We start from the raw sequence: 14207 nt of genomic DNA, 5'->3' as shown, positions 1-14207 counted from the left end.
CGACGCGACGCACGAACGCACGCCACCGACCCACGGACCTTCCCATGCCCCTGATTTCCTTCCCCAGGCGCGCCATCGCGCGTGCCGTTGCCTGCGCCCTCGGCGCCACCGCGTGGTCGGCCCACGCGGCCGATACACCCGCCACGCCCGACGCGCCGCAGACGACCACTTTGCGCGAAGTGCGCGTTTCCGCGGCCAGCCACGGCTCGCGGGTCGACCCCGACATGCCTTCGGCCGTAGAGACCCTGGATGCGGCGAAGCTGGATCGCCTCAACGTGGTCAATACCGAGGACGCGCTGAAGTACCTGCCGTCGTTCGGTATCCGCAAGCGGTTCATCGGCGACGAGAACGCCACCTTCTCGGTGCGCGGCACCAGCAACCAGCAGAGCGCGCGCGGGCTGGTCTACCTCGACGGCCTGCTCCTGTCCAATCTGCTCGGCAACAGCTGGGGCAATCCCCCGCGCTGGTCCATGGCGTTTCCCGAAAACCTGGCGCGCGTCGAGGTGATCTACGGCGCCTATTCCGCGCTGTATCCCGGCAACGCCATCGGTGCCACGGTGCTGATGACCACGCGCATGCCCGAGCGGCTCGAGGTCACCGGCGAGGTGCAGGCCTTCACCCAGCATGTCGATACCTACGGTGTGGACCGCAACTACGGCGGCAGCCGGCAGAGCGCCACCCTGGGCGACCGTTCGGGTCGCTTCGCCTTCCTCATCGGCGTGGCGCACCTGCAGTCCAACGGCCAGCCGCTGGTCTATGCCACGCAGAACGGGTCGAGCCGCGCCGGCACCGCCCAGCCCGTGACGGGCGCCATCGCCGACACCGGCACCAACGGCCTGCCGCGCGAGGTGCTCGGCATCAACAGCGAGGGCCAGGAAGCGACCCGCCAGGACGAGGCCCACCTGCGCCTCACCTACGACTTCACGCCCGACCTGACCGGCGGCATCACCGCCGGTTACTGGAACCAGGACCTGTCCCACCGCACGGCCACGTTCCTGCGCGACGGCGCCGGCCAGCCGGTGTGGTCGGGGCCGGTGAGCATCGACGGCCGGCAGTACACGCTGCCGGCGAATTTCTTCGCGCCGAGCACGCGGCAAAGCCGCAACTATCTGTATGGCGCCTCGCTGGGCACGCATCGCGACAGCGGCTGGAACATCGAGGGCAACGCGTCGTACTTCGACATGGACCGCAACCGCGACCGCGTGGCCGATGCCGTGACCTACGACGGCAGCGGGTTGCTTACCGCGGGCGACGGCAGCCGCTGGCGCACGCTGGACCTGCGCGCCAGCCACACGCCGGACGGCCTGGCCGACAACACGCATACGGTGAGCTTCGGCTATCACTTCGACGGCTATCGGCTGGACAACGCCAGCTCCCTGTTGTCGGCCTGGCGGCGTGGCGACGCCGGCACGCGGACGGCCGGCAACGGCGGCAGCACGCAGACGCAGGCGGTGTACGTGCAGGATGCCTGGCAGCTGGACGAGCGCTGGCGCCTCACCGGCGGTGCTCGCCACGAACAGTGGCGGGCCTTCGGCGGGCAGCGCGCGACCGCGGCGGCGGCCGTGACCTACCCGGAACGCGACGAGTCGCATACCTCGCCCAAGCTGTCGCTTTCCTATGCGGCCAGTGACAGCCTGCTGCTGCGCCTGTCCGGTGCCCGGGCCTACCGCTTCCCCACGGTCAACGAACTGTTCCAGGGCAGCTTCAACGGCATCGCGTTCACCAACAACGATCCGAACCTCAAGCCGGAAAACGACCTCTCCCGTGAGCTGTCGGCCGAGTGGTACCAGGCGCACGGTGTGGCCCGCTTCACGCTGTACCGGAGCGACACCCGCAACGCGCTGTTCAGCCAGACCGACACCACGGTGTTTCCCAATGTCACCAACGTGCAGAACGTCGACCTCGTGCGTACGCGCGGCGCCGAGGCCAGCTACGACGGACGCGGCGTGGTGTGGAACACGCTGGACCTGACGGCCAACGCGGCCTATACGCAGGCCACCACCGTGCGCAACCGGCGCAACCCGGCCTCGGAAGGCAAGCAGTTCTATCGGATACCCCGCTGGCGCGCCAACCTGGTGGCCACCTGGCATGCGTCCGAAGCGGTGGCGCTGACGCTGGCCGGGCGGTACTCCGGGCGCCAGTACAACACGCTGGACCACAGCGACATCCGCCCCGACACCTTCGGCGGCGCCAGCGAATTCCTGACCTTCGACGCCAAGCTGCAATGGCAGGCCAGCGACCACGTGAACCTCGGCGTGGGCGTCGACAACCTCACCGATCGCCGCTACTACGTGTATTACCCCTACCCGTCGCGGACCTACCTGATGGAGGCGAAGTTTCGTCTCTAGGCGAGCACCGGTTCCCCGCGCGCCGTCCTGACCGGCAGGTGGTCGTCGAGCATGAACGAGGCCGGTCCGCCGCGCCACAGGCGATCGAAGAAAGCGGCCACGCCCGCGTTGCCCGTGGCCAGGTCGCAACTGAAGCGCAGCAGTTCGGTGCCCGGGATGACGAGCCCCCCGGGTCGCCGGACCAGGAACGGCTCGATGCCGGCGGCGATGCGATGCGCCTGGCCGAGGTAATGCGCGGCCCGGTCGGGCAAGGCCCGGGCCAGATCCAGCAGGGTTTCGCCGATGCCCGCCAGCCCGTCGGCCACGCCGGGCGAGATGGCGTGGCCACGCATGAGATCGGGCTCACTGGCCAACAGGATGTCGCGATAGGTGTCCTCGCCCGTCACGACGAGGAACCGCGCCACGACGGCCAGCACGCCGGCGGTGCCGTGCCGCAGGTAGGGCAGCAACGCCACGCCGTCCACCTCCCGTCGCCAGGTGCGTTCGCCGTCGGCGTTGACACCATGGTGGTCGAGGTCGAAGGCGAGCGCTTCGCGCCCGGCGTCCAGGTAACGGCCCTTGCCCGTGGCCAGCGACAGGTGAAGGAGGAACAGGGCGACACCGGTCGCACCCTGGCCGAGGCCCACGGGTCGATACGTATCGTCGGCATGCCAACCGCGCTTGCCGGCCACGGCCGGTCCGGAGACCAGCAGCGCTTCGCCGGCGGCGACGGCATCCGCCAGGAACGACGTGTCGCGCGTGTGGCGCCACGCGGCGATACGTGCCAGGCCCCAGCCGGCCAAGCCGTCGTGCAGGCCGGATCGTTCGCGGATGGGGCCGTCCACCGATGACGCGCGTAGCAGCCGCACGGCCAGTTCGCTCTCACCCGCGTCGAGCAGGGTCCAGGCGATGCCCGCATCGCCGTGCATCAGGTCGCTGCCGCGGTCTTCGCCACTGCGCGCGCCAGCCACGAGGTAATCGAGCAGGCCGGTCGGTGCGGGACGGCCACTGCGCTGGTAGGCATGCAGGATGCCGGCCGCACCGTAGGCCACACCCCAGGGGTGCCGCTCGAAGACCTGCGGATCGGCCGGTACGTAGCGATCCGGTCGCGCATGCGCCGCGCGCTCGCCGATGTAACGGAACAGCTCGCCCGCCGCGTTGTCCACCGGCACCACCGCACCGCGCAGGTGCGACACCGAAAGGTCGTCGACCGGCAGGTCGGCCAGCGTCGTGTGCAGGCCCTGCATCACCACCACGGGGGAGGGACGCCGGGCCGGTTCGCCGTCCAGCAACAGGGCGACGGCGTCGACCATGGCATCCGGATAACCCATGCCGCCGCAGAGCCACCGGGCGAAGCGCAGGGCCGCCTGCGGGTCCAGCGGCAACATCGCGTTGACCGGCATCAGTGCCGCGAAGAGGTTCGCGCCGAACGCGTAACGATCCTCGGCGCAGGCGTTGGCATGACCGTCGCGTTGCGGCGAGCGCGAGGCGAAGCCCGGCGTGCACAAGCCTGACGGACGGTCCAGGCCGTCTTCCACCGCGGCTTCCAGGTCGATGATGCGCACGCGGCCGTCTTCCTCGACCATGATGTTGTGGAACGAGAAGTCGCCCAGCGTGACGCGTGCCTCGTGGATCGTTTCCAGCGCCTGCGCGACGCGCGCGAACACATCGCACACCTCGCGCAGGAAACGGGCGACATCGGCTCGCGTGGCGCGCGTCTTCAGCCACGGGTAGCGTGCGGCCAGCCAGCGCCGAAGGGTCTGGCCCTCGATGTATTCCTCGACCAGGTAGTGGTGCTCCCATTCCAGGAAGTACGCCACGGGCGCGGGGGTGATGCCAGACGACGCCAGCTGTCGCAGCAGCCGGTATTCCTTCTGCAGCAGGGAGGTCGACGGCTGCGCGCCGCCGACGTGCGGACGCGCCTCCTTGATCACCACACGGCGGCCCGCGTCGCGATCCACGGCGAGGTAGATGCCGCCTGCCGAAGAAAACGCCAGTGCACTGCGCACCTCGTAGCGGCCGGCATGCAGGCGCAACGTCGATGCCTCGGTCGCTGGAACGTCGGGCGGAAACGGGTCGCGCACCCACTCGGGCAGGTTCATGTAGGCGGCGCGGACATCCGGCTCCCGCTCGCCGTGTGGGCCACGGAGGAAATATTCGCGCTGACCGCCTGCCGACACCGCGTGCTCGCCGCGAATGCCGCCGAAACGGTAATGCACGACGCTCGATCCCGGGCAGCGACGGTCGCTGAGGATGTAGGGGCCGACGAAGCCGGCGAGGACCGCCTGCAATTCATCCAGTACCTCGCGGAAGGCCTTCGGATTCTTCGGATAGACGGTGATGAACTTTCCCGACGCGCCGCGTGGCCACCGCTTGCCGTTCATCGACGCATGCATGCGCGCATCCACCGCGAACTTGAACGCCACGCCCATGGCCACCAGTGTCGCGGCGGTGATCGACAGCACGATCCCGGCCGTGGACACCACCGAGGACACGTGGATCTTCCAGCCCTGCATCGGCAACGGCGCGTCCGGAGGCAGGCAGTGCATCCACACGCCGGAGCGATGCATGCGCCAGTCGGGCGGCAGGGTGCGACGTACCGGCTCGACGAAATCGCCCTCGTCGATCGCGCGGTTTCCGTGGATCTCGAAGAAATCCCGATCCACAGCGGTGTAGTAGAGCAGTTCGGTACGACGTTCGGCCGGCATGTCCGTCCTTGATGCTGCACGGAAGAAAACCCGGCACGCGCGACGACCCGGACGCCGCCGTGCGTGCCTTCGTCCCCACCCGGCCGTAGCGCCCCCTCCCGGACGCGCCACGGCGCGAACGGGAAAACTAGTGACCGTCGAAACCGTCGGCGTTGGCGAAGGAGCACGCGCCCCAGCTGCATGAACTGGTAGGGGTGTCGGCTTCGCCGGCGACGCCGGGTTCGGCGTCGAGCATCTGCAATCTGAGTACGTGATCCATGTCATCTCTCCTGGCCGATGGAAGCGCGCCTTGCCCTGCGAAAGGGGCGGCGCAACGGCAATCTAGGAGGGCGAAGTAGCCGCCACAACGTAGAAACGCGTCAGACGCGCGGAAATCCGCACGATGGGCCAGTCATCGACGGTTTCCGTGCGATTCCGGTCATGACGCCTGTCCGGAAGCGGACGGGTCCGTCCGTATCCGGACATCGTTTTTCGGGTCGCCCAGGGGCAGGTGGATGATCGCCAGCGCACCCCGGTCGCCCTCGCGGTCGCGCAGGTCGACGCTGCCCGCGTGTGCGTCCACGATGAGCCGGGTAAGCGTAAGCCCGATGCCTGAGCCGGTGGGCTTGGTGGTGAAGAACGGCACGAACAGCGAGGTGCGTCCGGGCAGGCCCGCTCCCTCGTCCTCGATGGTGATACGCACATGCGTGCCGGCCAGCGCCCAATCCACACGCACGGCGCCCGCCAGGGGCATCGCCGACTCCACAGCGTTGCGCAGCAGGTTGATGAAGGCCTGGTCGAGCTGGTCCTCGTCGCCCACCACCGTGACGACGGCCGTACCGACGACGGCGATGTCCATGCGATGCTCCAGCAAGGCAAGGCGCCGCAGGGCCTGGTCGAGGCGGAAGGGCCGCGGGCACAACGGCGGCAGGCGCGCCAGGCGCCCGTAGCCCGACAGGAAACGTGCCAGCGATTCGGATCGACGGCCGATCACTTCCAGGCCCTCGCGCAGTTCGCCTTCCACTGCCTTGCCGCCCTCGTCTTCCAGCAGCGCGGAGAGGCTGCCCGCCAGCGACCCGATGGGCGCGAGCGAGTTGTTCAGCTCGTGGCTGAGCACGCGGATCAGGCGCTGCCAGGCATCGCGCTCCTCCTCGCCCAGCGCGACGCTGACATCGTGCATCATCACCATCGTGTTCTCGTGGCCTTCGCTGTACCAGACGGCGCGCTGCACGATCCAGCGGCCACCACGCGTGGCGAAATCCCACGTCAGGATCGTGTTCTCCGCCGCCGCCATCACCGGGCCGAGGCCCAGCGAGGCGATGTCGCGCCCGATGACGCTGTCGTTAGCCGCGCCGATCAGGCATCGTGCCGCGGGATTGATCATCACCAGGCAGCCGTCGCGGTCCACCACGAACACCGGATCCTGCAGCGAGGTAAGCGTCTTGCCGAGGAAACGCAGGCTTTCGGTGCGCTTGCGCCGGCCTTCACGCAAGGTATCTGCGAGCATGTTGATGTCGTGGACCAGACCGCGCAGCGGATGGTGCACGGAAGGCAATCGCGCGCGGACACTGTAGTCGCCTGCGCGCAGCGCACCGAGCAGCGCCTCCAGCGTGCGCCATGCGTGGATCATGTGCCATGCGATCACGGCGAGCAGGACAAGACTGGTGACCAGGCACACGGTGAAGAGCACCACGCGCCAGGCCAGGGGAAGGCCGATGCCGGTCAGCAGCGCGCCCGCCGCGGTCAGGGGCGCCAGGGCGGCCGCACACCACGGCGCCACGAGCCGCAGGTGCGCGGTGCCGCGGATGAAGGGTCGCCTGGACGCGTCGGTAGGCATCGTCGTCAGGCCGCCGGGTCGAACCCGCCCCTCGCGCGGTGCTTTTCCAGGCGCCGGTACAGCGACTGCCGCGATATGCCCAGGGCATCGGCGGCGCGCTGCAGGTTGTTGTCGTGCCGCTCCAGTGCCTGGCGGACCAGCATCTCCTCCGCCTCGGGCAGGGTCAGGCGGTCGAGCAGCAGCGGCAAGGGCTCCGGCGCCGAGAGACCCAGGGTTTCCGCGTCGATGTCGTCATGACGGCCCAGCAGGACGGCGCGTGCGACGACATGCTCCAGCTCGCGCACGTTGCCCGGCCACGGATAGTTGCGCAGGGCACGTTCCGCCGAGGGCGTGAGCGCCATGCCACCCCTGCCACGCCGCACACACTCGCGCAGCAGGAAATGGCGCGCCAGCGGCACGATGTCTTCCACGCGTTCCCGCAGCGAAGGCAGGCGGACCTGCATCGCGTTGAGCCGGTACAACAGGTCGCGCCGGAAGCGGTTCGCCCGGATGGCGGCCTCCAGGTCGGCATTGCTGGTGGAAACGACCCGCACATCGATGCGCCGCGTATGCAGGGAATCGCACCGCTCGAACTCGCCCTCCTCCAGCAGGCGCAGCAGCTTGGCCTGTTGCGGCGGCGGAATGGTGCCCACCTCTTCCATGATCAGGGTGCCCCCCTGCGCCAGTTCGAACCGGCCGGGCCGGGGCGACGGCAACTCCTCGCCGAACATCTCCCCGGCGAAGCGCACCTCCGACAGGCTGGCCATGTCGACGCGGATGAGCGGCTGCTCGGCGCGCGGCGACAAGGCATGGATCTCGCGGGCGAGCAACGATTTGCCGCTGCCGTTCTCGCCCAGCACCAGCACGTTCCCATCGCCGCCGGCGATCCGCGAGGCCAGTTCCACCACCCGCCGCATGGCCGACGACTCGCACACCCGCATCACATCGGCGGACTGCCGCGACAGCGAGGTTTCCGTGCGCAACCGGAGGTTCTCCTCGCGCATCTGCCGCAGGGCGATCTGCGAGCGCACGGTGTGCACCATGCGCGCGTTGTTCCACGGTTTCTCGATGAAATCCGCCGCGCCGATCCGCATGGCGCGCACGGCCAGGTCGACGCTGCCCCAGGCGGTCATCACCACGATCGGCAGCTCGGGCATGTCGTGGCGCAGGCGTGCGATCAGGTCCAGCCCCTCGAGTCCGGAGGTGGTGTCCACGCCGTAGTTCAGATCGAGGATGGCGCAGGCGAAGTTCGTCCGTACGACGGCATCGCAGGCGGCCGCGGGCGAATCGGCTTCCACCGAGGCGATGCCCTCGGAGCGCATCAGGATGCGCAACGACAGGCGGATATCGGGATGATCGTCGACGATCAGCACCGGCAGTGACGGGTCGGTGGCGTTTCCGTACATCGGATCTGTTCTCCTCTCAGCCGCCACGCAGAACGGCAAGCGGTTCCATGGTGATGGCTCGCCATCCCGGCACCACCGCGGCAACCAACGCCGCGGTGACGAAGACCAGGCAGGCCACGGCCACCACCACGCCATCGATGTCGTCGACGCGCGTATACGACCGGGACAACAGGACACCGGCCACGCCCAGCAAGGCGCCGAGGCAGGCGATCGAAAGGTAACGCGTCACCACGTCGTGGGCCAGGCGCCGCTGCGGTGCACCCAGGGCCACGCGCAGCGCCAGCTCGCGACGTCGGCCAGCCATGTCGACCGACTGGCTGGAGTACTGGCCCACGGCGGCCAGGAACAGAGCCGCGAGCGAGAGCGCACACAGCAGCACCGCGTTCCGTCGGGCGGCCGCGGTCACGGCACGCACCAGGTCGCCCAGCGGCCGGGTGTCGCCGGCGGCCAGCCCGGGCGCGACGGTGCGCAGTCGTCGCTCGAAGGCGTCGCCATTGTCCGTCGAGCCCACCGGCGAACGACGCCAGACCGCGTACATCGGCATGAGCCGGCGAATGAAGGTGAACACCGTGGCATCGACCTGCTTCAGGGGCACGAACACCGTGGCCACGGCGCGTTCGCCGGCGCCGGCGACGCGCGTGTCGGCCGTGACGCCGACGATGCGCAGGGGCGGCATGGGGGCGAGGTGCGAGTCGGGCCGGGCGATATCGCCCAGGCCACCACCCATGGTTTGCCGGAACGTCTGGTTGACCCATGCCACCCGTGGAGTGCCGGCGTGATCGCCCGCATCGAATGCCCGGCCGAGCAACCGGTTCAGTCCCATCGCCTCGGCCGCGCCCTGGGTCACGATGGCGTAGCGAACGAAGTGCCGGCGACCGGCGGCGTCCAGGAAAGGCATGACCAGGCCGTCGCCCAGCGGCAACAGGTTGGTGAAGCCCATCGCGCCATCCGGCGAAGCCCTGTACGTGTCCCGGCGAAGGGCATCGAACAGGTCCGACACATCGGTGCGCGCGGGATAGGAAACCATGTCGGGCTGCAACGGTGCGAAATAGGCATCCTTGGCATCGAAGCCCGGTGCGATGCTTTCCAGGCGCAGACATCGGGCCAGGGCCGCCACGCCGAACACCAGCAGTGCGCTGGCCATGGCCGCCTGGACCAGCACCATGCCGCGGCGTGCGTAACGCGCCATCCGCCCGGGCCCGGCGCTCCCCGCGATGGCCACACGTTCCCGCAGGAGGTCGTCGATCCGATCGTGCACGGAGGCGGAGGCCGCCGCCACCGCGACTAGGAGGGCATCGGCGCAGCCCGTGAGCCAACGTACCGTGGTGGACGCCTCGACGGGTAACGAGGTACTGCGCCAGGCCGCGGGCACCACGTCGCGGAAGACGTCCACCACCACATCGCCCAGCGGAACGCCGAGGGCGGCAGCAGCCAGGCCGATCGCCGCGGCTTCCGCGGCGGCGATGGACCAGGGCGTCAATGCATGGGCGCCGAGCGCTATGCGGATGGCGGTATCGCGCGAACGGGCCAGGCCCCGGCCCAGCATGAGGTTGGATAGGTTAATGCCCGCGATCACCAGCACGCCCACGGCGGCACCCAGCATGCCCAGCAACGCCGGACGCGCCTGCCAGGTCAGTACGTGCCTGAGCGAGGTGGCGCCGAAGTCGGCGCCGTCGCCCGTATCGATGCCCGGACGGCCGGCCTGTGCCCGCGCACGCGCCGCCACGGCATCCGACAGGGCCTGCACATGCATGCCCGCCCCGAGCCGCGCCACGGGGATCAGGTTCTCGGCCGTGTCGTCGTCGGCCCCGGCGATGCCCAGCGGCACCACCACGTCCACGTCCGTCAGGAAGCGATAACCCCGCGGCAGCACGCCGACGATGGACAGGCGGTGGCCTTCCACCGTGAGCGAATGCCCCACGACATCCTTGCGTCCACCCAAACGTTGCTGCCAGACGTCGTAGGAGACCATCGCCCCATATTCGTCCGTGAGGTTGCGGCCGAGGGCCGGGACGACGCCCAGCGTGTCCAGGAAGCCGGCGTCCACTCCCTGTCCGTGGAGCAGCCAGCGCCGTTCGTCGAAGATGACGTTCATCGCTCGCGGCAGTCGGGTCGCACCGCGCGAGGCCACTCCCGGCAGATCGTCCATCGCCGCGACATACCGCGGCGAGGCGATGGGCGTGGGGTCGTCCCGGTAGCGTGCGCCATACAGCGCAACCCGTTCGCTGTCGACAAAAGGCAGCGGCCGCCACAGCAGGGCGTCGACCAGCGTCAACGCCGCGGAGAGCGCGGCGATGCCGATCGCCAGCGTCGACACGGCCAGGACGAAGAAGCCGGGACGCCGTAGCATCGCAGCCCAGGCATGCAGGCAGGACGCCACCCATCCACTCATGTGAAAGGCTCCGCCAGCCGGCGATCGTCCAGGCCGGAGGCCTCCTCGCGACGCCATTGCGCATAGCTGCTCTCGTCCACCACGCGGCCGTCGAGCAAGCGGACGGTGCGGTCGGCCGCCCAGCGGAAGCGTTCCTCGTGGGTCACCATGCAGATCGTGCGTCCCTCGCCGTGCAGGCGGCCGAGCAAGGTCATGATCCGCTCGCCGCTGGCCAGGTCGAGACTGCCCGTCGGCTCGTCGGCGAGCAGGATCGCCGGACTGCCGGCCAGGGCCCGGGCCACCGCCACCTGCTGCTGCTGCCCCCCGGAAAGCTGCGAGGGGAAATGGTGCATCCGGTGGGTCATGCCCACGTCGTCCAATGCCTCCAGCACACGCCGCCGGCGTTCCTCGCGCCCCATCGACGTGCGATAGGTCAGCGGCAACGCCACGTTGTCGAATACATCCAGGTCGCCGATGAGGTTGAACGCCTGGAACACGTAGCCGATGCGCTGGTTGCGCAGCCGTGCCCGCGCAGCGCGCCCGAGGCCTTCGACCGCGGCGCCTTCGAAGACGAGCGAGCCCTCGGTGGCCACGTCGAGCAGGCCCATCAGCGATAGCAGCGTGGTCTTGCCGCACCCCGAGGGTCCGGCCACGGCCAGGAATTCCCCCTGCCGTACCTCCAGATGGATATCCGTCAGGACATGGTTCTCGATGCCCGCGGAGCGGAACACCTTCGCCACGCCGCGCATCGCGATGACGGGATCTTTCGGTGGCGCTGGCATGCACATTTTCCTGCGGTTCGTCGGGAGACTAGCGCGGCAACTTCGCGTTGTGGTGCAGGGCCCGGATGCACGCGCGGCTGTTTGATGCGTCTTGCCGAATCCGCTTATCGGTCAGTCCTTACCGAAGGCGGCGGCGGCGGTCCTGGCCGCTTGCGCTACCATCCCGCGTCGCCCCCGCCATCACCGCAAGGCCCCGCCGCATGGCCGTTCCCCCGACCGATACCACCTGGTTCCTCCCCCACGACCGTGAACTGGGGCGGATGATCCACGATCTGGACGGGTCGACCCTCGGCCTGGGCCTGGCCGCCGCCTGGCCGGTCGCGTTCCAGCATGCGCTGGCCACGGTGCTGCGCGCCGATGCACCCATGGCGCTGCTCTACGGCACCGACGGCGTGTTCTTCTACAACGACGCCTACCGCGCCATTGCCGGCATGCGCCACCCGGACATCCTGGGGCGGCCCATCGCGGACGCCTTGCCCGAACTGGCCGACTTCCACCGCAACGTGCTCGATGTGGTGCTGGCCGGTGGCGCGCTCGCCTACCGCGACCAGCACGTGGTGCTGAATCGCTCGGGCGAATCGGAGGACGTCTGGCTGCACATCGACTTCAGCCCCGTCGTCGATGCTTCCGGCGTACCCCTGGCCGTGCTGGCCGTACTGAAAGAGACCACGCGGCGCGTCGAGGTCGAGGAACGCCTGCGCATCGCCCAGCAAGCCGGTGGCGTGGGCTCGTTCGAGTGGTTCCCGGAAACCGGGCGGCTGGAGGTCTCCGATGAGTACCGGCGCATCTGGGGCCTGCCCGCCGAGGGGCCGGTCACCGACGCCATGCTCAGCCGCCTGCTCCATCCGGACGACCGCAACGAGGCCGCGCCGCAGCGGCTGGAGCGTGCCAATCCCCTGGACTACACCGAATACCGGCGTCTCGACCCGGTCACCGGGGAGGTGCGCTGGATCGCCCGCCGTGGCGAGGTGATCGCCCACGAAGGGCAGGCCCGGCGCCGGTTCATCGGCATCGTCATGGACATCACCGCGCGCAAGCGGGCCGAGAACGAGCTGTCCACGTTCGCGGCCACGTTGCAGGAGCGCGTCGCCGAGCGCACCGCCGAGCTGATGCGCACCCAGGATGCCCTGCGCCAGAGCCAGAAAATGGAAGCGATAGGCAACCTCACCGGTGGCGTGGCGCACGATTTCAACAACCTGCTGCAGGTCATCAGCGGCAACCTGCAGTTGCTGGCCGAGGATGTCGGCGGCAACGAGCGGGCGGAGCGACGCGTGCGCCACGCCCTGGCGGGCGTCGCTCGAGGCTCCAAGCTGGCTTCGCAGTTGCTCGCCTTCGGCCGGCGCCAGCCGCTCGCACCCAAGGTGGTGAACGTGGGGCGCTTCATCCGCGACATGGACGACCTGCTGCGCCGCACGCTGGGCGAGGCCATCGAGGTCGAAACCATCGTCGCCGGCGGCCTGTGGAACACGCTGATCGATCCGGGCAACGTGGAGAACGCGCTGCTGAACCTGGCGATCAACGCCCGCGACGCGATGGACGGCCAGGGCCGGCTGACCATCGAGGCCGGCAACGCGTACCTCGATACCAGCTACGTGGATGCACTGGACGATGCCGAGGTGGCCGCGGGCCAGTATGTGCTGCTGGCGGTGACCGATACCGGGCACGGCATCGACGCCACCATCGTCGACAAGGTGTTCGAGCCGTTCTTCACCACCAAGGCGGAGGGACGCGGCACGGGGCTGGGCCTTTCCATGGTGTATGGCTTCGTCAAGCAGTCGGGCGGGCATATCAAGGTGTACAGCGAGCCGGGCGAAGGCACCACGGTGAAGCTGTACCTGCCGCGCACCACGCAGTCCGAGGACATCGTGGTGGACGTCGATGCCGGACCCGTGACCGGCGGCACCGAGACCGTGCTGGTCGCGGAGGACGACGACTCGGTACGCGAGATCGTGGTCGCCATGCTGGCCGACCTGGGTTACCGGGTGCTCAAGGCACGCGATGCGCAGAGCGCGCTGTCGATCATCGACAGCGGCATCCCCATCGACCTGCTGTTCACCGACGTGGTCATGCCCGGCGCGCTGAAAAGCCCCGAACTGGCGCGCAAGGCGCGCGAACGCCTGCCCGGCGTGGCCGTGCTGTTCACTTCGGGCTACACCGAGAACTCCATCGTGCACGGCGGCCGCCTGGACGAGGGGGTGGAGTTGTTGAGCAAGCCATACACCCGCGAGACGCTGGCGCGACGGCTTCGCCAGATCCTCTCGGCGCAGGCGCTGCGTAACGCGGGCGACCCCGCGGCCCAGGTCGCCGCGCCGGCCGCGCCGCCGGCCACCCGCGCGGTACGCATCATCGTCGTGGAGGACGACTGGCTGGTCCGCAGCACCGTCGTCGAGATGCTGCAATTGCGCGGGCACGATGTACGTGAGGCCGGCGACGGCCATCGTGCCGTGGCCCTGTTCGACGAGGCGGAAGCCGACCTGCTGATCACCGACGTGGGCCTGCCCGGCATGTCCGGCATCGAACTGGCGGCCACGCTGCGCGAGCGGCGGCCGACGTTGCCTGTCGTCTTCGCCACCGGCCATGCGGGCACGGCCGGGCTGCCCGCCGACCCTCACAGCGTGGTGCTGGCCAAACCCTACGGTTCCGCCGCGCTGAACCAGGCGGTGACGCGCCTGTTTTCCACGCCGGCGCCAGTCGGCACGTAGCCGCTCGATCCACACGGAGTCATTGCGCCCCAACGGCGTAATCGTTTACATGTAACGGTATTTACGTGCCCACATCGTGGCGCGATGCCGGTATCCTTGCCCGCCTGACGCGTCCG

The 14207-nt window shown here is 69.3% G+C and carries 8 protein-coding genes; 2 read left to right on the top strand and 6 right to left on the bottom strand.

What is annotated here, in order from left to right; translation table 11 throughout:
• Positions 1 to 44: 44 nt before the first annotated feature.
• Positions 45 to 2348 carry a TonB-dependent receptor gene (locus tag AB8808_RS00495; RefSeq protein ID WP_369925800.1) on the top strand — a complete coding sequence of 768 codons (2304 nt, stop codon included), beginning with the start codon at positions 45 to 47 and terminating at the stop codon, positions 2346 to 2348.
• Here the strand turns inward: AB8808_RS00495 and lanKC are convergent.
• The 6 genes from lanKC to AB8808_RS00465 form a co-directional block, all read right to left on the bottom strand.
• Positions 2345 to 5035, bottom strand: a complete 2691-nt coding sequence (gene lanKC, locus AB8808_RS00490) for a class III lanthionine synthetase LanKC (protein WP_369925798.1) — start codon at positions 5033 to 5035, stop codon at positions 2345 to 2347. The genes AB8808_RS00495 and lanKC overlap by 4 nt on opposite strands.
• A 127-nt stretch (positions 5036 to 5162) precedes the next feature.
• Positions 5163 to 5294, bottom strand: a complete 132-nt coding sequence (locus tag AB8808_RS00485) for a hypothetical protein (RefSeq protein ID WP_369925796.1) — start codon at positions 5292 to 5294, stop codon at positions 5163 to 5165.
• A gap of 159 nt (positions 5295 to 5453) precedes the next feature.
• The gene (locus AB8808_RS00480; RefSeq protein WP_369925794.1) at positions 5454 to 6851 is read right to left on the bottom strand and encodes a sensor histidine kinase; all 1398 of its coding nucleotides are present in this window, start codon (positions 6849 to 6851) and stop codon (positions 5454 to 5456) included.
• 5 nt (positions 6852 to 6856) lie between these two features.
• Positions 6857 to 8236 (bottom strand): sigma-54-dependent transcriptional regulator, encoded by a 1380-nt coding sequence (locus tag AB8808_RS00475; protein WP_369925792.1) that lies wholly within the window; start codon positions 8234 to 8236, stop codon positions 6857 to 6859.
• A gap of 16 nt (positions 8237 to 8252) precedes the next feature.
• Positions 8253 to 10628 (bottom strand): ABC transporter permease, encoded by a 2376-nt coding sequence (locus AB8808_RS00470; protein ID WP_369925790.1) that lies wholly within the window; start codon positions 10626 to 10628, stop codon positions 8253 to 8255.
• Positions 10625 to 11389 (bottom strand): ABC transporter ATP-binding protein, encoded by a 765-nt coding sequence (locus tag AB8808_RS00465; RefSeq protein WP_369925788.1) that lies wholly within the window; start codon positions 11387 to 11389, stop codon positions 10625 to 10627. Before AB8808_RS00465 ends, AB8808_RS00470 begins: the two co-directional genes overlap by 4 nt.
• A gap of 200 nt (positions 11390 to 11589) precedes the next feature.
• Here AB8808_RS00465 and AB8808_RS00460 point away from each other — a divergent pair, with 200 nt between their 5' ends.
• The gene (locus AB8808_RS00460) at positions 11590 to 14091 is read left to right on the top strand and encodes a response regulator (RefSeq protein WP_369925785.1); all 2502 of its coding nucleotides are present in this window, start codon (positions 11590 to 11592) and stop codon (positions 14089 to 14091) included.
• Positions 14092 to 14207 lie beyond the last annotated feature (116 nt).

It is taken from the genome of Xanthomonas sp. NCPPB 2632 (assembly GCF_041228075.2).
GTDB lineage: Bacteria > Pseudomonadota > Gammaproteobacteria > Xanthomonadales > Rhodanobacteraceae > Luteibacter.
The sequence above is the reverse complement of the archived record's forward strand: the minus strand, read 5'-3'. Positions and strand labels throughout refer to the sequence as shown.